Origin of the sequence: Bradyrhizobium sp. CCBAU 11357 (assembly GCF_028128865.1) — a bacterium.
Lineage (GTDB): Bacteria > Pseudomonadota > Alphaproteobacteria > Rhizobiales > Xanthobacteraceae > Bradyrhizobium.
Genome location: NZ_LBJW01000112.1, coordinates 280,323 through 301,386, shown reverse-complemented (window position 1 = coordinate 301,386; position 21,064 = coordinate 280,323). Strand labels below are relative to the sequence as shown.

The 21,064-nt window shown below is 65.0% G+C and carries 18 protein-coding genes; 13 read left to right on the top strand and 5 right to left on the bottom strand.

Annotated features, from left to right (window positions below; translation table 11 throughout):
- Positions 1 to 57 precede the first annotated feature (57 nt).
- The gene (locus XI05_RS35365) at positions 58 to 1,140 is read right to left on the bottom strand and encodes a DUF2336 domain-containing protein (RefSeq protein WP_271510412.1); all 1,083 of its coding nucleotides are present in this window, start codon (positions 1,138 to 1,140) and stop codon (positions 58 to 60) included.
- Positions 1,141 to 1,499: 359 nt separating this feature from the next.
- Between XI05_RS35365 and rimP the strand changes: the two genes are divergently transcribed.
- From rimP to pnp, 8 genes are all read left to right on the top strand, one after another.
- Positions 1,500 to 2,255: a ribosome maturation factor RimP gene (gene rimP, locus XI05_RS35360; RefSeq protein WP_271510411.1), complete on the top strand. Its 756-nt coding sequence runs from the start codon at positions 1,500 to 1,502 to the stop codon at positions 2,253 to 2,255.
- Positions 2,256 to 2,257: 2 nt separating this feature from the next.
- Positions 2,258 to 3,868, top strand: coding sequence for a transcription termination factor NusA (gene nusA / locus XI05_RS35355; RefSeq protein WP_197949020.1), 1,611 nt, complete (start codon positions 2,258 to 2,260; stop codon positions 3,866 to 3,868).
- A 23-nt stretch (positions 3,869 to 3,891) separates the two neighbouring features.
- Positions 3,892 to 4,575 (top strand): RNA-binding protein, encoded by a 684-nt coding sequence (locus XI05_RS35350; protein ID WP_271510410.1) that lies wholly within the window; start codon positions 3,892 to 3,894, stop codon positions 4,573 to 4,575.
- 70 nt (positions 4,576 to 4,645) lie between these two features.
- Entirely contained in the window at positions 4,646 to 7,354 is a 2,709-nt protein-coding gene (infB, locus tag XI05_RS35345; RefSeq protein WP_271510409.1) for a translation initiation factor IF-2, read from the top strand.
- 156 nt (positions 7,355 to 7,510) lie between these two features.
- Complete coding sequence (gene rbfA, locus XI05_RS35340) at positions 7,511 to 7,942, top strand: 30S ribosome-binding factor RbfA (RefSeq protein ID WP_271510559.1); 432 nt, start codon at positions 7,511 to 7,513, stop codon at positions 7,940 to 7,942.
- A complete protein-coding gene (gene truB, locus XI05_RS35335; RefSeq protein ID WP_271510408.1) occupies positions 7,939 to 9,048 on the top strand; it encodes a tRNA pseudouridine(55) synthase TruB in 1,110 nt (369 codons plus the stop codon). Before rbfA ends, truB begins: the two co-directional genes overlap by 4 nt.
- Positions 9,049 to 9,050: 2 nt before the next feature.
- On the top strand, positions 9,051 to 9,320 hold the full coding sequence (gene rpsO / locus XI05_RS35330; RefSeq protein WP_008540131.1) for a 30S ribosomal protein S15: 270 nt from the start codon (positions 9,051 to 9,053) through the stop codon (positions 9,318 to 9,320).
- A 378-nt stretch (positions 9,321 to 9,698) separates the two neighbouring features.
- Positions 9,699 to 11,861 (top strand): polyribonucleotide nucleotidyltransferase, encoded by a 2,163-nt coding sequence (gene pnp, locus XI05_RS35325; protein WP_271510407.1) that lies wholly within the window; start codon positions 9,699 to 9,701, stop codon positions 11,859 to 11,861.
- 212 nt (positions 11,862 to 12,073) lie between these two features.
- Here the strand turns inward: pnp and katG are convergent, their stop codons facing one another.
- Positions 12,074 to 14,239, bottom strand: a complete 2,166-nt coding sequence (katG, locus tag XI05_RS35320) for a catalase/peroxidase HPI (protein ID WP_271510406.1) — start codon at positions 14,237 to 14,239, stop codon at positions 12,074 to 12,076.
- Positions 14,240 to 14,354: 115 nt separating this feature from the next.
- Between katG and XI05_RS35315 the strand changes: the two genes are divergently transcribed.
- The 4 genes from XI05_RS35315 to XI05_RS35300 all read left to right on the top strand — a co-directional run bounded on the left by XI05_RS35315 (position 14,355) and on the right by XI05_RS35300 (position 17,284).
- On the top strand, positions 14,355 to 15,281 hold the full coding sequence (locus tag XI05_RS35315) for a hydrogen peroxide-inducible genes activator (protein ID WP_172788574.1): 927 nt from the start codon (positions 14,355 to 14,357) through the stop codon (positions 15,279 to 15,281).
- A 7-nt stretch (positions 15,282 to 15,288) separates the two neighbouring features.
- Positions 15,289 to 15,753: a GNAT family N-acetyltransferase gene (locus XI05_RS35310; protein WP_271510405.1), complete on the top strand. Its 465-nt coding sequence runs from the start codon at positions 15,289 to 15,291 to the stop codon at positions 15,751 to 15,753.
- Positions 15,754 to 15,855: 102 nt separating this feature from the next.
- On the top strand, positions 15,856 to 16,677 hold the full coding sequence (locus XI05_RS35305) for a hypothetical protein (protein ID WP_271510404.1): 822 nt from the start codon (positions 15,856 to 15,858) through the stop codon (positions 16,675 to 16,677).
- A 10-nt stretch (positions 16,678 to 16,687) separates the two neighbouring features.
- Complete coding sequence (locus XI05_RS35300; RefSeq protein ID WP_271510403.1) at positions 16,688 to 17,284, top strand: glutathione S-transferase family protein; 597 nt, start codon at positions 16,688 to 16,690, stop codon at positions 17,282 to 17,284.
- 117 nt (positions 17,285 to 17,401) lie between these two features.
- Here XI05_RS35300 and fabI read toward each other — a convergent pair whose 3' ends face one another.
- The 3 genes from fabI to fabA all read right to left on the bottom strand — a co-directional run bounded on the left by fabI (position 17,402) and on the right by fabA (position 20,138).
- Positions 17,402 to 18,199, bottom strand: a complete 798-nt coding sequence (gene fabI / locus XI05_RS35295; RefSeq protein ID WP_271510402.1) for an enoyl-ACP reductase FabI — start codon at positions 18,197 to 18,199, stop codon at positions 17,402 to 17,404.
- A 154-nt stretch (positions 18,200 to 18,353) separates the two neighbouring features.
- Complete coding sequence (fabB, locus tag XI05_RS35290; RefSeq protein ID WP_271510401.1) at positions 18,354 to 19,577, bottom strand: beta-ketoacyl-ACP synthase I; 1,224 nt, start codon at positions 19,575 to 19,577, stop codon at positions 18,354 to 18,356.
- A 39-nt stretch (positions 19,578 to 19,616) separates the two neighbouring features.
- Positions 19,617 to 20,138, bottom strand: coding sequence for a bifunctional 3-hydroxydecanoyl-ACP dehydratase/trans-2-decenoyl-ACP isomerase (fabA, locus tag XI05_RS35285; RefSeq protein ID WP_271510400.1), 522 nt, complete (start codon positions 20,136 to 20,138; stop codon positions 19,617 to 19,619).
- A 353-nt stretch (positions 20,139 to 20,491) separates the two neighbouring features.
- Between fabA and irrA the strand changes: the two genes are divergently transcribed.
- A complete protein-coding gene (gene irrA / locus XI05_RS35280; protein WP_271510399.1) occupies positions 20,492 to 20,980 on the top strand; it encodes an iron response transcriptional regulator IrrA in 489 nt (162 codons plus the stop codon).
- The last annotated feature ends 84 nt before the right edge of the window (positions 20,981 to 21,064 follow it).

Below are 21,064 nucleotides of genomic sequence, written 5' to 3'. Positions count from 1 at the left end.
CCTGCTCGGAGAGATTTCTGGATTGCTTCGCTGCGCTCGCAATGACGAAGCGCGGAGCTAAATCGTCTGCCGGTTGCGCCAGAAATTCACGACGCGCTCGGCGGTCGTCGGCATCAGGCGCGTGAAGTTCACGCGCGCGGTCTCGATGTCGGCATCGGCCGGCGTGCGGTTCGAGCCGTACCAGAGCAGGATGAGCGCGCGCACCGTGGGCCAGCCGAGGTTCAGCACGCGGCCCAGGATCAGCAGCGGATCGTAGCGGTCGCCCGCGATCAGGCGGTCGAGGACCTGGAGGCGAACGCCCGACATCGCCGACAGCGCGGCGACCGATTCCTCGTATTTGTGCGCCTTGGCGAAACCGAGCAGCGCGCTCTCGCCGAGATGGCCCTCGCGATTCAAGGTCAGCACGGTGCGTTGTGCCGCGGAGAAATCGCGGCGCGGGCCCGGCGGCAGCGCGGCCTCCTCGATCGCGGCCATCGCGCGCTTGATCTCGACCTGGCGCGCGGGATTGACCACGGTGGAGAGGCGGCGGCGAATGACGTCGAGCGTCCCGTCCAGCAGCAGCTTCAGATTCTCGCCGGAAAGATCGTTGCGCTGACCGATCTTGAGCGTCAGCACGCCGTCCTGCGCCGCGCGCTTGATCATCTCGGAATAGCTGCCTGGCGAGAACACCGCACCGGCATTGGCGGCGGCACGCCGCACCACGTCGCGATCGCCGCGCTCGACCAGCACGTCGGTGACGGCCGGAGACAAAGCGGGACGCTCCGTCATCGCCAGCAGATGACCCTGGCCCTTCAAGCGCGCGATCTCGACCAGCGCCGCCTCGTCGAGCACGGGCGAGCGACGCAGCACGGGGCCGGCCACCATGATCTCGTTCTCACGCGCGAGCTGATTGACGAGGTGCGGCGGCGCGTTGTTCAGGCGCGAGAAGCGCTCGGCCAGATCAGCGCGGGAGGCGAGCTCGGCATGCGGGACGAGATCGATCAGGAGATTGTCGAAGAGATCGATCAGCTCGGGGCGGAGCTTGTCCGCGTCCCGGAAGAACAATTGAGAGATGGCACGCGCGATCTCGCCGCGGCGGCGCGGATCGCCGCGCTTGACGATATCGTCCAGTCCAGGAATGAGCGACGTGGCAACGGTCATGAAAACGCAACTCGAACGGGGCACGCCGCGGGTGCGCCCTTGGTTCAAGCCGCCCCACAATCGGGAAATCTAGGCCTGCTTGATGAAGGAAGCGTTGCGCAGGGCCCGCAGACGGGCGCAAAAAGGCCCCGTTCCCGCTGCAATGGGGCCTTGTCCGGGGGGTGGGAAAGCGCTATATCAGCGCCAATTCATCTTCTCATACGATCCGCGTAGTGAGAGTGGGCCCGAAAGGACCCGCTCTTTTTTATTACCTGAACGCGGCTCGGCGGGAGATGCGCCCGACGCGTTGTCGGGAAAGTTCCGAAGCGGGCTTTGAGATCGTAACCAAGCCTTAACCATCGAGCGCCCTGACCCTGGACATGACCGAACCGAACCCTGGTTCCACGGATGCTGAATTGCTGGCCGAGCCGCGGCTCGTGGTCGAGCCCGGCGTCGCGGCACGGGTGTCCGCGGTCGCTGGTCCCGTGCTCCAGGGCATGGGCTACCGCCTGGTCCGGATCCGCATTTCCGGGGAAGCCGGCTGCACCGTGCAGATCATGGCCGAGCGGCCCGACGGCTCGATGCAGATTGAGGATTGCGAGGCGATCTCGCGGGCCCTGTCGCCCGTGCTCGACGTCGCCGATCCCATCGACCGCGCCTATCGGCTGGAGATCTCCTCGCCGGGGATCGACCGTCCGCTGGTGCGCCGCTCCGATTTCGAGCGCTATTCCGGGCATCTGGTGAAGATCGAGATGGCGGTCGCCCATGACGGGCGGAAGCGTTTCCGCGGCACGCTCGGCGCGGTCGAGGGCGACCGCGTGCATCTGCATCGCGACGATGCCAAGGCTGGCGACGATGCCGACGTTCTCCTGACCATGGAGGATATCGGCGATGCGCGGCTGGTGCTGACCGACGAGCTGATCGCCGAATCCATGCGCCGCGGCAAGGCCGAGGCGCGCGAGATGCGGCGCAATCTCGGTCTCGAGCCGCCGCAGGCGCCGCACGCCAAGATCAGCGAGAAGACCACCAAGAACACCAAGCCGAAGAAGAAGCCGGCCCCGACCAACACGAAGAAACATCGCCTTGCCGCCGAACGCGCGCGGCGCGGCGAGACCGAGCCTGACCAAGGAGACTAGCCATGGCAGTCAGCGCCAACCGACTCGAATTGCTTCAGATCGCGGACGCCGTCGCACGCGAAAAGTCGATCGACCGCGGCATCGTCATCGCGGCGATGGAGGACGCCATCGCCAAGGCGGCGCGCGCCCGTTACGGCAGCGAGACTGACGTTCACGCCGAGATCGACCCGAAGAAGGGCGAGCTGCGGCTGTCGCGCCACATGCTGGTGGTCGACAAGGTCGAGAATCACTCCAACCAGATCTCGCTGGTGGACGCGCAGCGCGCCAATCCGGGCGCGCAAGTAGGCGACACCATCGCCGACACCCTGCCGCCGCTGGAATATGGCCGCATCGCCGCGCAATCGGCCAAGCAGGTGATCGTGCAGAAGGTGCGCGAGGCCGAGCGCGACCGGCAGTACCAGGAATTCAAGGACCGTATCGGCGACATCGTCAACGGCGTCGTCAAGCGCGTCGAATATGGCAGCGTGATCGTCGATCTCGGCCGCGGTGAAGCCATCATCCGCCGCGACGAGATGCTGCCGCGCGAAGTCTTCCGCAACGGCGACCGTGTCCGCGCCTATATCTTCGACGTCCGCCGCGAAACGAGAGGCCCGCAGATCTTCCTCTCCCGCACCCATCCGCAGTTCATGGCAAAGCTGTTCGCGCAGGAAGTGCCGGAGATCTATGACGGCATCGTCGAGATCAAGGCGGTGGCCCGCGATCCCGGCTCGCGCGCGAAAATCGGCGTGATTTCCCGCGATTCCTCGGTCGATCCGGTCGGCGCCTGCGTCGGCATGCGCGGTTCGCGCGTGCAGGCCGTGGTGAACGAATTGCAGGGCGAGAAGATCGACATCATTCCCTGGTCGCCCGACATCGCGACCTTCGTGGTCAACGCGCTGGCGCCGGCGGAAGTCTCCAAGGTCGTCATCGACGAGGACCGCGAGCGCATCGAGGTCGTGGTGCCCGACACCAACAACCAGCTCTCGCTGGCGATCGGCCGCCGCGGCCAGAACGTGCGCCTGGCTTCGCAGCTCACCGGCTGGGACATCGACATCCTGACCGAGCAGGAGGAATCGGAGCGCCGCCAGGCCGACTTCGAGAACTCCACGCGCGTCTTCATGGAATCGCTCAACGTCGACGAGGTGGTCGGCCAGCTCCTGGCGTCCGAAGGCTTCACCTCGGTCGAGGAGCTCGCGATGGTGGACGTCAAGGAGCTCGCCGGCATCGAGGGCTTCGACGAGGAGACCGCGCAGGAGCTGCAGAACCGCGCCCGCGAATATCTGGAGCAGCAGGAAGCCGAGCTCGAGGCGAGGCGCAAGGAGCTTGGCGTCGAGGACGCGCTCAAGGACGTGCCCGGCGTCACCTCGAAGATGCTGGTGAAGTTCGGCGAGAACGACATCAAGAGCGTCGAGGACCTCGCCGGCTGCGCCACCGACGATCTGGTCGGATGGACCGAGCGCAAGGAAGGCAGCGAGCCGACCAAGCACGCCGGTGCGCTCGACGGCATCGACATCTCCCGTGACGACGCCGAAGCGATGATCATGCAGGCCCGCGTCAAGGCCGGCTGGATCACCGAGGCCGATCTCGCCAAGCCTGCCGAGGAGGCCGAGGCGACCGAAGATCAGCCGGCTTAAGGGCAAAGGAGAATGTCGCCCGGATGCTTGCAGATTCCGACCTCGAACTTGACCATGGCCCGCGGACCGAAAGGTCCGCGACCATGCGCATGTGCGCGGTCAGCCGCGAGGTCCGGCCGATCGACGAGCTGATCCGCTTCGTCGCATCGCCTGACGGACAAATAGTTCCCGATCTCAAGCGCAAGCTGCCCGGACGCGGGATGTGGCTCACCGCCTCACGCAAGACGGTTGCGGAAGCGGTGCGGCGTCACCAATTCAGCAAAGCCTTCAAGCGCGAGCTGCGCATCCCTCAGACGCTTCCCATCGATATCGAGGCGCTCCTGGTTCGGAGCGTGACCGAGGCCCTTGGGATCGCCGCCAAGGCGGGCCAGGTCGTGGCCGGTTTCGGCAAGGTCGAGAGCGCCCTTCGGGAAGGGACGGTCGAGGTCCTGATCCATGCCAGCGACGGGGCCGCGGACGGAATCCGCAAATTGGACATGCTGGCGCGCCAGAATGCCGGGAATCGCGGTGCTAAGGCGCAGATTCCCGTCGTTACCGCTCTGAAATCGTTAGAATTGGATTTGGCACTGACCCGGTCAAATGTGATACATGCTGCCCTGCTCGCGGGCCCGGCGAGCAAGTCATTCCTGTCACGTAGCCAGATCCTGGTCCGATACCGGATGGCGGACGACGACAAGACTGCCGAAAAACCCGGCCAGGATTTCTGAGAGACAACGACGACCCAATTGGATGGTGCGGCAACGCACAACACTGATAAATCAGGATTAGGACTGCTGAATGGTTGATACCAAGACCCCTGGCGACAAGAAGCTGAGCGTTCCGAGCAAGACGCTATCGCTCAAGCCGCGCGTCGAAACGGGCACCGTGCGCCAGAGCTTCAGCCATGGCCGCAGCAAGCAGGTCGTGGTCGAGAAGCGCGGCAAGCGCCGCATTGGCGACGGACCCGAGCCGCACGCGCCTGAGGTGACGGCAAAGCCCGCGCCGGCCGCACCCGCCGCGCCGCCGCGCCCGGCCCCGTCTGCCCCGCCGCGCAACGCCGGTTCCGGCGTGGTGCTGCGCACCCTCACCGAGGACGAGCGTTCGGCCCGTGCCAGCGCGCTGGCCGATGCCAAGCTGCGCGAAGTCGAGGAACGCCGCCAGGCCGAGGAAGAGGCCCAACGCCGCTCCGCCCGTGAGGCCGCCGAGCGCGCCGAGCGCGAAGCCGCCGAATCCCGCCGCAAGGCCGAGGAAGAGCGCCACCGTCACGAGGACGAAGCCAAGCGCAAGGCTGAGACCGAGGCCAAGAAGCGTTTCGGCGAGGGTGAGCAACCATCCGCCGCGCGCCCCGCGACCGCAACACCGGCCGCCGGCGCTCCGCGCCCCGGTGCGCCTGCGTCCCGGCCTGGAACCACCACCACAGCGCGTCCGGGAACCACGACGGCGCGTCCCGCAACGACGACCGCGCAGCGTCCGGGTGGACCGGCTGGCCGCGGCCCCGCCGTTGCGGCCGAGGCTGACGATGACGAGGCACCGCGCCAGATCCGCCGCGGCCCCGGCGGCGCCGCGCGTCCCGTGGTAGCCCCCAAGCCCACCCACAAGCCCGGCCCGCAGAAGGAGCGCGGGCGCCTGACCGTCGTCACCGCGCTCAATGCCGACGAAGTGCGCGAGCGCTCGATCGCCTCGTTCCGCCGCCGCACCCAGCGCCTGAAGGGCCACGCCTCGAATGAGCCCAAGGAAAAGCTCATCCGCGAGGTGGTCATTCCGGAAGCGATCACCATCCAGGAACTCGCCAACCGCATGGCCGAGCGCGCGGTCGACGTCATCCGCATGCTGATGAAGCAGGGCGCGATGCACAAGATCACCGACGTGATCGACGCCGACACCGCGCAGCTCATTGCCGAAGAGCTCGGCCACACCGTCAAGCGTGTTGCTGCGTCCGACGTTGAAGAAGGTCTGTTCGACGCTACCGACGATTCGACCGACACCGAGACCCGTTCGCCCGTGGTGACCGTCATGGGTCACGTCGACCACGGCAAGACTTCGCTGCTCGACGCGCTCCGTCACGCCAACGTGGTCTCCGGCGAAGCCGGCGGCATCACCCAGCACATCGGCGCCTATCAGGTGACATCGCCTGAAACCGGCAAGAAGATCACCTTCATCGACACGCCCGGCCACGCAGCGTTCACCGCGATGCGCGCCCGCGGCGCCAAGGTCACCGACATCGTCGTGCTGGTGGTCGCGGCCGATGACGGCGTGATGCCGCAGACGGTCGAAGCCATCAATCACGCCAAGGCGGCAGGCGTGCCGATCATCGTTGCCATCAACAAGATCGACAAGCCCGATGCCAAGCCCGAGCGCGTGCGCACCGAGCTGCTCCAGCACGAGGTGCAGGTGGAATCCTTCGGCGGCGAAGTCGTCGACGTCGAGGTGTCCGCCAAGAACAAGACCAATCTCGACAAGCTGCTCGAGATGATCGCGCTGCAGGCCGAAATCCTCGACCTGAAGACCAATTCGGAGCGTCCCGCCGAAGGCACGGTGATCGAGGCCAAGCTCGATCGCGGTCGCGGTCCGGTCGCCACCGTGCTGGTCCAGCGCGGCACGCTCCGTGTCGGCGACATCATCGTCGCCGGCGCCGAAATGGGCCGCGTCCGCGCGCTGATCTCCGATCAGGGCGAGACCGTGCAGGAGGCCGGCCCCTCGGTGCCGGTCGAGGTGCTCGGCTTCAACGGCCCGCCCGAGGCCGGCGATCGTCTCGCAGTGGTCGAGAACGAAGCCCGCGCCCGCCAGGTCACCAGCTACCGCGCGCACCAGAAGCGCGAGAACGCGGCAGCCTCGATTTCCGGCATGCGCGGCTCGCTCGAGCAGATGATGTCGCAATTGAAGACGGCGGGCCGCAAGGAATTCCCGCTGATCGTCAAGGCCGACGTGCAAGGCTCGCTGGAAGCCATCCTTGGCTCGCTGGAGAAGCTCGGCACCGACGAGGTCGCCGCCCGCATCCTGCATGCCGGCGTCGGCGGCATCTCGGAATCCGACGTGACCCTGGCCGAAGGCTTCAACGCCGCGATCATCGGCTTCTCGGTTCGTGCCAACAAGGAGGCCGCTGCGGCCGCCAAGCGCAACGGCATCGAGATCCGCTACTACAACATCATCTACGACCTCGTGGACGACGTGAAGAAGGCGATGAGCGGCCTGCTCGCGCCGACCTTGCGCGAAACCATGCTGGGCAATGCCGAGATCCTGGAGATCTTCAATATCTCCAAGGTCGGCAAGGTCGCCGGCTGCCGCGTCACCGACGGCACCGTGGAGCGCGGCGCCAATGTGCGCCTGATCCGCGACAACGTCGTCGTGCACGAAGGCAAGCTGTCGACGCTGAAGCGCTTCAAGGACGAAGTGAAGGAAGTCCAGTCCGGCCAGGAATGCGGCATGGCCTTCGAGAACTACCACGACATGCGTGCCGGTGACGTGATCGAGTGTTATCGCGTGGAGACGATCCAGCGCTCCCTGTAAGTCCAAATCTTACCGAAGCGTTCGGATCTTTTTGAACTGAGATTGCAGGAGTGCGATGGCCGGATTTTTCCGGCCATCCACCCCTCTTCGTTTCAACAGGACAAATGACAATGCCCGTGTCGCGGATGCGGGCATGACGAGGTGATTTTCGAAAAAATGCCACGGCATCATCAGAAGAAGAGTTCCGCGCCCGGCGGCTCGCAGCGTCAACTGCGCGTCGGCGAGCAGGTTCGCCACGCGATGGCCGATATTCTGGCGCAAGGCAATGTGCATGATGCCGACCTCGAAGGTCACATCATCACCGTGCCGGAGGTACGGATGTCGCCCGACCTGAAGCTCGCGACCGTCTATGTGATGCCGCTCGGTGGCCGCGACACCGAGATCGTGATCGCTGCGCTCGAACGCAACAAGAAGTTCCTGCGCGGCGAGGTCGCGCGGCGCGTTAACCTGAAATTTGCACCTGACATTCGCTTCCGCGTCGATGAACGATTCGACGAAGCGGAACGGATCGAGAAGCTTTTGCGAACGCCTGCGGTGCAGAAGGATTTGGAACAGGATCCGGATTCGGATCGGGAAGAAGAGCAATGACCATGGACCCCGCTCACGGCACGATCGGCGGCAACGACACCGATCAGCGCGACGTGCAGAACAACAATTTCGCGGAGAATTCTCAGCCGCATCAGGAGCCGCGCCGCGTCAACAACGATCCGCGCGCCAGGCAGCAAAAGGGCAACCAGGTCCGCCGCGACCGCCGCGACGTCCATGGCTGGGTTGTGCTCGACAAGCCGATCGGCATGACCTCGACCCAGGCGGTCGCCGTGCTCAAGCGGCTGTTCAACGCCAAGCGCGCCGGACACGCCGGCACACTCGATCCGCTCGCCTCCGGCGGGCTGCCGATCGCGCTCGGTGAGGCCACCAAGACCGTCCCCTTCGTGATGGACGGCCGCAAGCGTTACCGCTTCACGGTCTGCTGGGGCGAGGAACGCGACACCGACGACATCGAGGGGCGGGTGACCGCGACCTCGGACCAGCGCCCGAGCCGGGAGGCCATCCTCGCCCTGCTGCCCCGCTTCACCGGGGTGATCGAGCAGGTCCCGCCGCGCTATTCGGCGATCAAGGTCCAGGGCGAGCGCGCCTATGACCTCGCCCGCGACGGCGAGGTCGTGGAGCTGGCCCCCCGCCCGGTCGAGATTCACCATTTAACCCTTGTGGATCAACCAGATAGCGACCGGGCCGTGTTCGAGGCCGAATGCGGCAAGGGCACCTATGTGCGGGCGCTGGCCCGCGATATGGGCCGGATTCTCGGCACTTACGGCCATATCTGCGCGCTCCGGCGGACCCTGGTCGGCCCATTTGGCGAAAACGACATGATTCCGCTGGATCAGTTGGAGGCTTTGTGCGATAGAGCCGCGTCCGGCGAGGGCAGCCTCGCCGACGCGCTTTTGCCCGTTGAGACCGCGCTGGACGACATCCCGGCACTGGCCGTCACTCGGGCTGATGCGGCAAGGCTCCATCGGGGCCAGGCCGTTTTGTTGCGCGGACGGGATGCGCCCACTTGTAGCGGCACAGTCTATGTCACGGTGGCAGGCCGTCTTTTGGCGCTTGCCGAAGTTGGCAATGGCGAAATCATCCCCAAGCGTGTGTTCAACCTGACCGGCCTGACTGCCAGCCCCGGTCGCAACGAGAGAAATTGACGATGTCGATTGCCGCAGAACGCAAAGCGGAAGTCATCAAGACGAATGCCACCAAGGCCGGCGACACCGGCTCGCCCGAGGTTCAGGTCGCGATCCTGTCGGAACGCATCAACAACCTCACCAACCATTTCAAGACGCACGTGAAGGACAACCATTCGCGTCGCGGCCTCTTGAAGCTGGTCTCGACCCGCCGCTCGCTCCTCGACTATCTCAAGAAGAAGGACGAGGCACGCTACAAGGCGCTGCTCGAGAAGCACAATATTCGTCGTTAAGAGTTCCTGCGCGCGCCACCGGCGCGCGTTTTCGCACGTGGTTTCGAACGAAAGCGCTTATTTCAAGCTTTTTGATCGAGGTTGCGCGCACATCGGATGCAAGCCGTTGAGGGCGAGCATCCGGGCATGAAGAGCGAGGACCGCGTTTCGGTGTTCGCATTCGTGCCGACTGACAGTCCAGCAGCAATCCGGCGGCTGGGCACAACGGGCAAGGCGCCCGTATGACCCGAAAGGATGGACGCCATCCGACATCCAAAAACCATGGCAGGATCGCAGGACGCTGATCATCCGCTCCGATCAGCGTCCCGCAATCTTGCGCATGGTTTTTGTTTTTCGAGAGCCGTCCCTTCTTTCGAGAACCCATGAAAGAAGACCTCTATGTTCAATAAGCATTCAGTCGAGATCGACTGGGGCGGACGCCCACTCAAGCTCGAAACCGGCAAGATCGCCCGCCAGGCCGACGGCGCCGTCGTCGCCACCTATGGCGAGACCGTGGTGCTCGCCACCGTCGTCGCGGCGAAGGCGCCGCGCGAAGGCGTCGACTTCCTGCCGCTGACCGTCGATTACCAGGAAAAGGCCTACGCGGCGGGCCGCATTCCCGGCGGCTATTTCAAGCGTGAGGGTCGTCCGACCGAGAAGGAGACGCTGGTCTCCCGCCTGATCGACCGTCCGATCCGCCCGCTGTTCGTCGACGGCTGGCGCAACGAGACCCAGGTGATCGTCACCGTGCTGTCGCACGATATGGAGAACGACCCTGACATCGTCGCGCTGGTGGCCGCGTCGGCTGCGCTGACCCTGTCGGGCGCGCCGTTCAAGGGCCCGATCGGCGCCGCGCGCGTCGGCTTCGCCAATGACGAGTTCATTCTCAACCCGACGCTCGACGAGATGGTCGACACCCAGCTCGACCTCGTCGTCGCCGGCACTGCCGACGCCGTGCTGATGGTGGAATCGGAAGCCAAGGAACTGAACGAAGACATCATGCTCGGCGCGGTGATGTTCGGTCACCGCCACTTCCAGCCGGTCATCAACGCGATCATCGAGCTCGCCGAGAAGGCTGCCAAGGAGCCGCGCGAAGTCACCGCGATCGACAATTCGGCGCTCGAGAAGGAAATGCTCGGCCTGGTCGAGCAGGAGCTGCGCGCCGCCTACGCCATTCCGGTCAAGCAGGATCGCTACGCCGCGGTCGGCAAGGTCAAGGAAAAGGTGATGGCTCATTACTTCCCCGAAGGGCAGGAGCCGCAATACGACAAGCTTCGCGTCGCCGGCGTGTTCAAGGAGCTGGAAGCCAAGATCGTTCGCTGGAACATCCTCGACACCGGCAAGCGCATCGACGGCCGTGACAGCAAGACCGTCCGCAACATCGTCGCCGAAGTCGGCGTGCTGCCCCGCGCCCACGGCTCGGCGCTTTTCACCCGCGGCGAGACCCAGGCGATGGTCGTGACCACGCTCGGCACCGGTGAGGACGAGCAGTACATCGACGCGCTGTCGGGAACGTACAAGGAAACGTTCCTGCTGCACTACAACTTCCCGCCCTATTCGGTCGGCGAGACCGGCCGCCTCGGCGGCACCAAGCGCCGCGAGATCGGCCACGGCAAGCTGGCCTGGCGCGCGATTCGTCCGGTGCTGCCGCCGCATCATGAATTCCCCTACACCACGCGCGTGGTGTCGGAGATCACCGAGTCCAACGGCTCGTCCTCGATGGCTTCGGTCTGCGGCGCCTCGCTGGCGCTGATGGACGCGGGCGTGCCGCTGAAGCGGCCGACCGCGGGCATCGCGATGGGCCTGATCCTCGAAGACAAGCGCTTCGCGGTCCTCTCGGACATCCTCGGCGACGAGGACCATCTCGGCGACATGGACTTCAAGGTCGCCGGCACGGAAGCGGGCATCACCTCGCTCCAGATGGACATCAAGATCGAGGGCATCACCGAAGAGATCATGAAGGTGGCGCTGGCTCAGGCCAAGGACGGCCGCATCCATATCCTCGGCGAGATGGCCAAGGCCCTCACCGCGGCCCGCGCCGAGCTCGGCGAATACGCGCCGCGCATCGAGACCTTCAAGATCGCCACCGACAAGATCCGCGAAGTGATCGGCACCGGCGGCAAGGTGATCCGCGAGATCGTCGAGAAGACCGGCGCCAAGGTCAACATCGAGGACGACGGCACCGTGAAGGTCGCCTCCTCTGACGGCGAGGCGATGAAGGCCGCGATCAAGTGGATCAAGTCGATCGCGTCCGATCCGGAAGTCGGCCAGATCTACGACGGCACCGTCGTCAAGGTGATGGAGTTCGGCGCCTTCGTGAACTTCTTCGGCTCCAAGGACGGCCTCGTCCACATCAGCCAGCTCGCGGCGAGCCGCGTGCAGAAGACCTCCGACGTCGTCAAGGAAGGCGACAAGGTCAAGGTCAAGCTGCTCGGCTTCGACGATCGCGGCAAGACCCGCCTGTCGATGAAGGTGGTCGACCAGACCACCGGCGAGGACCTCGAGGGCAAGGACAAGGGCGGCGAGGGCGAGAAGGCCCCGCGCGAAGCGGCCGGCGAGTAAGTCTCGCAACAAAGCAAAAAACGAAGGGCGGCCGAAAGGCCGCCCTTTTTGTTGGTGGTCTCGATCCGTCAGCGCGCTGCTCTTCACCTCTCCCCAGCGGGGAGAGGTCGATTTGCGAAGCAAATCGGGTGAGGGGCTTTGGTCCCACGAGAGAGTAGAACCCCTCACCCGGCGCTGCGCGCCGACCTCTCCCTATGGGAGAGGTGTCACACTCACGCCGCGATATCGAAGCGGTCGAGGTTCATCACCTTGGTCCAGGCCTTGGCGAAGTCCTTGACGAACTTCTCCTTGGCGTCCGAGGTCGCATAGACCTCGGCGAAGGCGCGGAGCTGCGAGTGTGCGCCGAAGATGAGATCGGCGCGGGTGCCGGTCCACTTCACCGCATTGGTCTTGCGGTCGCGTGCCTCGTAGGTGCCGTCGGCAGCGGGCGTCCACTGCGCGCTCATGTCGAGCAGGTTGACGAAGAAGTCGTTGCTCAGCGTTCCCACCTTGGTGGTGAACACGCCGTGCTTCGAACCGTTCGCGTTGGCGCCGAGCACACGCAGGCCGCCGACCAGCACCGTCATCTCGGGGCCGGTGAGCCTCAAGAGCTGCGCGCGATCGACCAGAGCTTCCTCCTGCTGCATGAACTGATGCCGCTTGCCGGTGTAATTGCGGAAACCATCGGCCCGCGGCTCCAGCGGCGCGAAGGAGGCCGCGTCCGTCTGCTCCTGCGAGGCATCCATGCGGCCCGGTGTGAAGCCGACCTTGACGTCGACGCCGGCATCCTTGGCGGCCTTCTCGACCGCGGCGGTGCCGCCGAGCACGATGAGATCCGCCAGCGAGACCTTCTTCGCGCCTGGCGACGCGTTGAAGTCCTTCTGGATCGCTTCGAGCTTGCCGAGCACCTTGGCGAGCTGGGCCGGGTCGTTCACCTCCCAGTCCTTCTGCGGAGCAAGGCGGATGCGTGCGCCGTTGGCGCCACCGCGCTTGTCCGAGCCGCGGAACGTCGAGGCCGACGCCCAGGCGGTCGAGACCAGCTCGGAGACTGACAGACCCGAAGCCAGGATCTTGCTCTTCAGCGAAGCGATGTCCGGCTCGCCGACCACCTCGTGATTCGCGGCCGGAATCGGATCCTGCCAGATCAGAGTCTCCTTCGGCACCAGCGGGCCGAGATAGCGCTGGATCGGACCCATGTCGCGGTGGGTGAGCTTGAACCAGGCGCGGGCGAAGGCGTCCGCGAACTGATCCGGGTGCTCCAGGAAGCGCCGCGAGATCTTCTCGTAAGCGGGATCGAAGCGTAGCGAGAGGTCCGTCGTCAGCATCGTCGGGCGATGCTTCTTCGACTTGTCGAAGGCGTCAGGAATGATCGCGTCGGCACCCTTGGCCGTCCACTGGTTCGCACCGCCCGGGCTCTTCGTCAGCTCCCATTCGTACTTGAACAGGTTCTCGAAGAAGTTGTTGCTCCACTTCGTCGGCGTCGTCGTCCAGGTCACCTCGAGACCGCTGGTGATGGAATCACCGGCCAGGCCCGATGCGTGCTTGCTCTTCCAGCCGAGGCCCTGATCTTCCAGCGCGCCGGCTTCCGGCTCCGGGCCGACCAGCGACGGATCGCCCGCACCATGGGTCTTGCCGAAGGTGTGGCCGCCGGCGATCAGCGCGACGGTCTCCTCGTCGTTCATCGCCATGCGGAAGAAGGTCTCGCGGATGTCCTTGGCCGCGGCGACCGGGTCCGGCTTGCCGTTCGGGCCTTCCGGATTGACGTAGATGAGGCCCATCTGCACGGCGCCGAGCGGCTCGGCGAGCTGGCGTTCGCCGCTGTAGCGCTCATCGCCGAGCCAGGTGCCTTCCGGGCCCCAATAGAGCTCTTCCGGCTCCCAGACGTCGGCACGGCCGCCCGCAAAACCGAAGGTCTTGAAGCCCATCGATTCCAGCGCGACGTTGCCGGCGAGCACCATCAGATCGGCCCAGGAAATCTTGCGGCCGTATTTCTGCTTGATCGGCCACAGCAGACGGCGGGCCTTGTCGAGGTTGGCGTTGTCGGGCCAGCTGTTGAGCGGGGCGAAACGCTGCTGACCGGCGCCGGCGCCGCCGCGGCCGTCAGTGATGCGGTAGGTGCCCGCGCTGTGCCAAGCCATGCGGATCATCAGGCCGCCATAGTGGCCGAAGTCGGCGGGCCACCATTCCTGCGAATCCGTCATCAGGGCCGTGAGGTCCTTGATGACCGCGTTCAGGTCGAGTGACTTGAACTCCTTGGCGTAGTCGAATTCCTTGCCCATCGGATCGGACAGATCGGAATTCTTGTGCAGCACCTCGATGTTGAGCTGCGTCGGCCACCAGTCGCGGTTCACGCGCGTGGGTTTTCCGCCCGAAAACGGGCACTTCGAAGTGTCGTCCATGAATACCTCCTCTGGCGGCGTCGAACTCGCGCCCTTGAACCAGGTAGAACCACTCTAAGCGCCGCGTCCTATCAGGGGAAGTTGACTTTAGTGATCGCTGCGATAGGATTTTCTGATGATCAATCTGACGCTACGCCAGCTCCGGTATTTCGATGCGCTGGCCCGTCACGGCCATTTCGGCCGCGCGGCCGAGTCCTGCTCGATCTCGCAGCCGGCCTTGTCGATGCAGATCAAGGAGCTGGAGGAGGCGCTGGGCGGCCTGCTGCTGGAGCGCAGCGCGCGACAGGTCGCGCTGACCCGGTTCGGCGAGGAGCTGGCGCAACGGGTCCGCGACATCCTGCGCTCGGTCGACGAGCTCGGCGATTTTGCGCGCGCTTCGCAGGACCGCTTCGCCGGCCGCCTGCGCATCGGCATGATCCCGACCATCGCGCCCTACCTGCTGCCCAAGATCACCAAGAATCTCACGCGCATGCATCCGGAGCTCGACATCCGCGTGCGCGAGACCATGACGCCGCGGCTGATCCAGGAACTGGTGGAGGGCCGGCTCGACACCGCCATCGTGGCGCTGCCGGTGTCGGAGCCCTCGCTCACCGAGGTCGCGCTGTTCGAGGAGAAATTTTTGCTGGTGCGCCCGGGCGCCGATGAAGGCACACCGGTGCCGTCGCGCGAGATGATGCGCGAGATGCGGCTTCTGCTGCTCGAAGAGGGGCACTGCTTTCGCGACCAGGCGCTGTCGTTCTGCAACATGCAATCGGCGCCGCCGCGCGAGATGCTGGATGCGAACTCGCTGTCGACACTGGTGCAGATGGTCAGCGCCGGCATCGGCGTCACCCTGATCCCGGAAATGGCGGTGCCGGTGGAGACGCGCTCCGCCTCGGTCTCGCTGGCGCGCTTCCGCGACCCCGAGCCGTCGCGCACCATCGGCATGGTCTGGCGCAAGACCAGCCCGCTGGCGCGGCAGCTGCTGCAGATTTCCGAGGTGGTGTGCCTGTCGGCCGGCAAGGTGCGCGCGCGGCAATCCCTGCGCAGCCAGAAGGCTTGACCGGCGGATGTCGCATCCGATCATCCGCCCCGCCCACCCGGACGAGTACGACGAGATCGGGCGTGTCTGGATGGAGAGCTGGGTCTCGACCGGGCTCGCCGAAGCCAGCGACTTCCTGCTGGCCAATTTGCGTGCGCGCATCAGGCGCGAGCTGGAAAACGGCTGGAGCCTGTTCGTCGCCGATGACCGTGGCACGATCGCTGCGATGCTGGCGCTGCATCTGCCAAAGCTCTATCTCGACATGCTGTTCGTCGCGCCGGCCTATCAAGGCCAATCGCTCGGCCGGCAATTGCTCGCCTTCGCGCGCACGCAAATGCCCGACGAGATGCATCTGCGCTGTGTGCGCGAGAACGAAAAGGCCTGGCGCTGGTACGAGCGCGAAGGTTTTGTGTTCGAGAAGGAAGAGGTCGAGCCGTCGAACGGGTTCATGATGAAGTATTACCGGTGGAAGCGAAGGACCATCGACGCGTAGCGCGCCGAGACCCTCACCTTGCGGCTGTCATCGGCTCGCTCTAAGACTTATCTCAAGTCCTGATCGGACATCTCCAAGCCGTGATCCTCGCTCGCCGATTCCATGTTTCGCATCTGGTTGACCGCGCTCTCCCTGTTTGGCCTCGTCAGTGTCGCCGCGGCGCAGCCTGCACCGCCATCGGCTGCGCCAGCGACGCGCCCAGCCAAGGGCGCAACTCCGAAAGGCACACCGAATCCCAAGCAGGCGGGCGCTGCAGACGCTGGCCCATGCGAGATCGGTCTCCTGGCCGCGGCGGCCAATCGTTTCGGCGTTCAGCAGGTCGGCTTCACCATGTTCGGCAACGAGTACACACCCGTGCCGGTCGACAGCTGGGGGCTGGACGATCTCATCCTGTCGCGGCTTCGTGCCGCCGCAGCCGGAAAGTCGGTCAGGCGAATTGCGTATTCGCCCGCTGCTTTTGCGCATGCCGTGGAGTCGGGATCGCCGATGCTGCGTCGGAACCCGGAACGACAGGAGTTCGTGCAGCAGAGCGCTGCCACCACCAAGTGCCAACGCTATGTCCTGGTCGAGCGATACCAGAACCGCTTCAGCAATACCAACCAGTCCGTCGAAGGCTTTGGCATCGTCAAATGGGGCAACCCGATCAAGCGTCGCACGTTCCTGTACGCGTTGACCTATATCACCGTGTACGACGGGCAGTCATTCGAGGCCATCAAAAAGGGCCCCGCAAGCCTTGATGACGAGCCGATGATGTCCCGCCTGATCGGGATCAACCCGATCAGTGGTCCCAACAGGGAGATGGACGAGGCGGCCTTTCCATCGGCTCCCGCCGACGTGGCCGCCAACGCAAAGCTGCGGGACGGTGTCCGTGCCTTATTGACGACAAGCCTCGACCGGACATTACCAGGACTGCTCCAGCAATGAGGTCCGCGCCATGATCAAGCTCTACTGGTCGCCCCGCTCGCGCTCGTTCACGGCGCTCTGGCTGATGGAAGAGAGCGGCCTGCCCTATGAGCGCGTGCTGACCGACATCACGACCGGCGCGCAGAAGGCGCCGGACTATTTGAAGATCAATCCGATGGGCAAGGTGCCGGCGCTGACCGACGGCGATGCCGCGCTCGCCGAAGCCGCGGCGATCTGCGCCTATATCGCCGACCGCTATCCCGAGACCAAGCTTGCGCCTGCTGTGACCGACCCGCGCCGCGCGCGCTATCTGCAATGGCTGTTCTTCTCGCCGGGCTGCATCGAGCCCGCCATCATCCAGATCTTCACCAAGATCGAGATCCCGACCTCGACCGCGGCCTGGGGCAGCGCCACGCAGGTGTTCGACGTGCTGGACGCCGCGCTCGCCAAGGGGCCATGGATTCTCGGCGAGGAATTTTCCGCCGCCGACGTCGTGATCGGCTCGGGCCTGAATTTCGCGGTACGCCGGTTCAAGATGGTGCCGTCGCGCCCGGCCTTCGACGCTTATCTCGCGCGCTGCACGGCGCGGCCGGCGTTCCAGCGCGCGGAGACGATCGCGGCGGGATAAGCAGGCTCTCGTAGGGTGGGCAAAGCGAAGCGTGCCCACGTCCTCTATCTATGGCGATCGCTGGGAGATCGTGGGCACGTCGCTTGCGCTCCTTTGCCCACCCTACGGCAGGGTCGCCTATTCCGCCTTCAAATCATCTGGCCGCGGCATCAGGATGACGTTGTAGCCGGAATCCACATAGTGGATCTCGCCGGTCACGCCGCCGGAGAGATCGGACAACAGATACAGCGCCGAGCCACCGAGCTCGTCGAGCGTGACGCCGCGGCGGAGCGGCGCGTGCTTCTGCATGAAGCCGAACATCGCCCGCGCCTCGCCGATGCCCGAGCCGGCGAGGGTGCGGATGGGGCCGGCGGAGATCGCATTGACCCGGATGCCGCGCGGTCCGAAATCGGCGGCGAGATAGCGCACGGAGGCTTCCAGCGCCGCCTTGGCGACGCCCATGACGTTGTAGTTCGGCATCGCGCGCTCCGAGGCGCCGAAGGTCAGCGTGATCATGCTGCCGCCTTCCGTCATCAGCTCGGCGGCGCGCTTTGCGACCTCCGTGAACGAGAAGCAGGAGATCACCATGGTGCGCGAAAAGTTCTCGCGGCTGGTGTCGGCGTAGCGGCCCTTGAGCTCGTTCTTGTCGGCAAAGCCGATGGCGTGGATGACGAAGTCGAGCTTGCCCCACTTTTCGCGGAGCACAGCGAAGGTGGCATCGACGCTGGCGATGTCCTCGACGTCGCAAGGCAGCACCAGATCGACGCCGAGCTGCTCCGCCAGCGGCTTGACGCGCTTGCCGAGCGCTTCGCCCTGGAAGGTGAAGGCAAGCTCGGCGCCATGGGCATGCAGCGTCCTCGCCATGCCCCAGGCGATGGAATGATCATTGGCGATGCCCATGATCAGACCGCGCTTGCCTTTCATCAAACCTTCCATTGCCGCCATCGCTCCTATTTTCGACGTCATCGCCCGCCTTGTGCGCGCTGCGCACTGGGGCGGGCGATCAAGTATTCCAGAGACCGTCGTGATAAATAGAGAAGCCGCGGCGTACTGGATGCCCCGCCTTCGCGGGGCATGACAAAGTCAGAGATCACGCATCCAGCCGGCTGAACACCAGCGTGGCGTTGGTGCCGCCGAAGCCGAACGAGTTCGACAGCACGGTGCCGATCCTGGCGTTGTCGATGCGCTTGCGCACGATCGGCATGTCGGCGAACACGGGGTCGAGCTCCTCGATGTGCGCGCTCTCGCAGATGAAGCCGTTGTTCATCATCAGCAGCGAATAGATCGCTTCCTGCACGCCGGTGGCGCCGAGCGAGTGGCCGGTCAGGGCCTTGGTCGCGGAGATCGGCGGGCACTTCTCGCCGACACCGAACACTCTTCGGATCGCCTCGATCTCCGGGGGGTCGCCGGCCGGCGTCGAGGTCGCGTGCGGGTTGATGTAGTCGACCTTGGTCTTCACCGTCGACATCGCCATGCGCATGCAGCGCTCGGCGCCTTCGCCCGACGGCGCCACCATGTCGTGGCCGTCCGAGGTCGCGCCATAGCCGACGACCTCGCCATAGATGCGCGCGCCGCGCGCCTTGGCATGCTCGAGCTCTTCCAGCACCAAGACGCCGGCGCCGCCGGCGATGACGAAGCCGTCGCGATTGAGATCGTAGGGACGCGAGGCCGTGGCCGGCGTGTCGTTGTACTTCGAGGACATCGCGCCCATGGCGTCGAACAGCACCGACAGCGACCAGTCCAGCTCCTCGCAGCCGCCGGCGAAGATGACGTCCTGCTTGCCGATCTGGATGGTCTCATAGGCATTGCCGACGCAATGGTTCGAGGTCGCGCAGGCCGAGGAGATCGAATAGTTCACGCCCTTGATCTTGAACCAGGTCGCGAGCGTCGCTGACGCCGTGGAGGACATCGCCTTCGGCACCGCAAACGGGCCGACGCGCTTCGGGCCCTTGGAGCGGGTGATGTCGGCGGCTTCGACGATGGTGCGCGCCGAGGGGCCGCCGGAGCCCATGATGATGCCGGTACGGATGTTGGAGACTTCGTCGGGCGACAGGCCGGAATCCTGGATCGCCTGCTCCATCGCGATGTGATTCCACGCCGCGCCCTGGCCGAGGAAGCGCATCGCGCGGCGGTCGACCACCGTCGAAGGATCGAGCGTCGGCTCGCCTTGCACCTGCGAACGGAAGCCGAGCTCGGCATATTTCTCAGCCCGCGAAATGCCCGACTTCGCCTCGTGAAGGCTCGCAAGCACTTCCTGGGTGTTGTTTCCGATCGACGAGACGATGCCCATCCCGGTGACCACAACCCGCCTCATGACAGCCTCGCCTCAATCGTTGTCTTCGTGGTGATGCGCTCAGCCCAGGCTCGTGCCCTGCTTGAACAGGCCGACCTTCAGATCCTTGGCGCGATAGATAATCTGGTCATCGACCGAAAGCCACCCGTCGGCGATGCCGAGCACGAGCTTCGAACGCATCACGCGCTTGATATCGACGTTGTACACAACCTTGCGCGCTTCCGGCAGCACCTGACCGCTGAACTTGAGCTCGCTCAGGCCAAGGGCCCGGCCGCGGCCTTCGCCCCCGCTCCAGCCGAGGTAAAAGCCGACCATCTGCCACAGCGCATCGAGGCCGAGGCAGCCGGGCATGACGGGATCGTTCTTGAAGTGGCAACCGAAGAACCAGAGGTCGGACTTCACGTCGAGCTCGGCGCGGACCAGACCTCTGCCGAACTCACCGCCATTGTCGTTGATGTCAGTGATGCGGTCGAACATCAGCATCGGCGGCAGCGGCAGCTGGGCATTGCCTGGGCCGAACATCTCGCCGCGGGCACAGGCCAGCAGATCTTCGTAGTCGTAACCGTTGCGCCTGTTCAGCATTCACGAGCCTCTGTTCAAATCCCGATTGAGCGGCGTATCTTGGCGAAAATGGGCCCCGTCTCGATCGGAGAGCACCGCCAATTGCTGCCGCCGGCCGCGACCTGCGCAAGCTTCGGATGGACTGCCGACCGGCCTCCATGCCCGGCTGCGCCAAAATCGGCTAAGCGGAACCGCGCGCTCTCTAACACAGGCCATTTCGGGTAGCAAAGCGCATCCATGAAGGTAAAATGACGCGATCCCCAGGCGGTTCCAAGCCTGATTAGAACAGCTCTAGTTGCGAGAAACTTGCATCTGCATCTTTCTGTTCTTATATTACAGAGAGATATTGTTCACGCGTGCCCGAAATCTTGGAAATGAACGAGAATACCGCGTCCCCACACGACGACGACCATGCCGCGGCCCTCCTGTCCGGCCGCCAGCCGGCCCTGACCGGCTGTCCCTGGCACGACGTCAACGAAATGCTGCAGTCCGCGGGGTTGCGGCCGACGCGCCAGCGCATGGCGCTGGGCTGGCTCCTGTTCGGCAAGGGCGCACGCCACCTCACGGCTGAAATGCTGTACGAGGAAGCGACGCTCGCCAAGGTCCCGGTGTCGCTGGCAACCGTCTACAACACGCTGAACCAGCTCACCGATGCCGGCCTGCTCCGCCAGGTCAGCGTCGACGGCACCAAGACCTATTTCGACACCAACGTCACCACTCACCACCACTATTATCTCGAGAACAGCCACGAGTTGGTCGACATCGAGGATCCGCATCTGGCGCTGTCCAAGATGCCAGAGGTGCCCGAGGGCTACGAGATCTCCCGCATCGACATGGTCGTGCGCCTGCGCAAGAAGCGCTGAGATCGATCTAGGACTGCTGAATTCGTCGTTGTGGCCGGGCTTGTCCTGGCCATTGCTATTTACACCGTCATTCCGGGATGGTCC